Here is a 2046-nt window from a genome sequence, read left to right as displayed (position 1 = left end):
CAACATGCCCCATATCTCGTATTGTCTTATGAGGGCTTAAGCCCTTTTCAAGAGCCGTAAGACCAGTTAACATTTTAATAGTAGACCCTGGCTGAACTGCAGTCTGAGTTGCAATATTATAAAGTGGCCTTGGCGCTAACATATCTTCTTCGTTTTCTGGAAACAAACTTTGCCAGTCAGTGCTATTTATTCCGGTTGAAAATAGATTTGGATCATATGCAGGATAAGATGCACTTGCAAGAACTTTTCCTGTTTTAACATCTATAGCAACAGTTGCCCCAGAAGTAGCATTTTTATAGGGCCTACCTTTGCTTCTATTGAATCCAAACTTATAGTCTCCCCATTTACTTTTGTATGTTCCACCTTTTTGAAGTCCTTTTAAAGTCTTCTCTAAAGATTCTTCTGCTACCTTCTGAAGATCTAAATCTAAAGAAAGATATATATTGTCACCAGGTATAGAAGTTTCTTCTTCAATAGTTTGGGTACTATTACCAGAAGAGTCAACTTCAACCTTTTTTATTCCACCTTTACCTTTCAAATTTTCCTCAAAACTTTGTTCAATCCCAGTTTTTCCTATCAATGTACTAGGCGAATATTTCTTTTCTTCTATATATTCTTTTATTTCTCCCGGCTGACTTATCTTTCCTAAATATCCTAAAGTATGTGCCGCTACTTGACCTTCTGGATAATATCTTATAGGTTCTATGCTTATATTTATACCATTTGTATTCATAATACTCTCTTCTATTTTTGCAACAGTCGACTCTTTTATATCATAAGCTATATATACTGGTTGATAAGCTAAATACCCTTGTTTAGCAAGTTGATTATACATTACAAATATAGGTCTAGCCTCATAATCACTTAAATCCTCATCAAGGTCATATTTTTCTCTTAAATGCTTGAAAGCCTCTTTAGCATCACTATTTTTGGGAATATTATTCCCAGCATAAAATTTATTTAGATTATTTATACTAACATATTCATACTCTTCAGATACAGATATTTTAGGATTTATTTCATCTTCTAAAAGTTGTTTTTGTGCTAAAGGTCTTATTTCATCTAATTTCATAAAATCTTTAAAAACTTTTGTACCTTCCATTTCTTCTATAAGTAAATCTATAGCTGGTATAGCAGATACAGCCTTATTATCACTATAGTCATAGGTTACTGCCTTATCTTTTCCAATATTTATTTTCACAGGAATGTCTATATTTTCTTTTTTTATCTTATCTAAAAGAATCTCACCTGGATAAGTAAATTTTTCTTTTTTACCTTTGCTTTTCTTCTTAAATCCTGATTCTAAAAATGTCTTTATAGAAGTTTCATAAAAAATATTTATAAAATCATCTTCCGCAGAAGAATCCTTAGTTATCTGTGGAAAAATCTTCATGAGATATCTCTTTTGTTCTTTATAATCTTCCTCAAAAGACATAGAGTAATCATCAATTATTAGGTTTTCTTCTAAACCTTTACTTACAAACAAATCATATATAAGTTTTCTAGAGATTGATTGATCTATTATTTTTCTTATAGCTGCCTTATCATCGTTTATAAGTTTTAACATTGAACTTATAGGAGTATCACCCTTATTTAAACTGTTTTTTTCTTTAAACTCTTCTATATCTTTATCTTCATCAAACTCAATTTTAAGATCTTTATTTTCAACATAAGCAAGTATAGGTATATCTATACCCTTAGTTTTTAATGCATTTATAGCCTTATTAAAAACTATAAATTCATAATGTTCATCATATTCTGGGTTTACATAATATAAGTTTAATATTTCACTAAGTAATTTATTTTCAACAATAATATCTATAGCCTTATCCATGGGATTATAAAATTCACTATCATAGTCCTTTGTATTCTTATATTTCAATACATTAAGTTCTATAGGAAAATCATCTGAATATGGAGCACCGTCTTCTTCTAAAAGTCTAATAAGAGTCAAAAATTCTTTGTTTTTTTCTTCTGTATCTAACTTGTTTACTTCATCTTTTAACATTTGAACTGTAAATGAAGGTTTACTTCCAGCTAAGAGAG

Annotated in this window: 1 protein-coding gene; it reads right to left on the bottom strand. The window is 29.6% G+C overall.

Annotated features, from left to right (window positions below):
• Positions 1-2046 (bottom strand): penicillin-binding transpeptidase domain-containing protein (locus tag ACTHW2_RS10645; RefSeq protein WP_442263900.1); only part of this gene is annotated, 2046 nt, incomplete at both ends.

The sequence above is a fragment of the Tissierella sp. genome (assembly GCF_052089545.1).
In the GTDB taxonomy this organism is placed as follows: Bacteria; Bacillota; Clostridia; order Tissierellales; family Tissierellaceae; genus Tissierella_A.
This window is presented reverse-complemented; position numbering and strand designations above follow the sequence as displayed.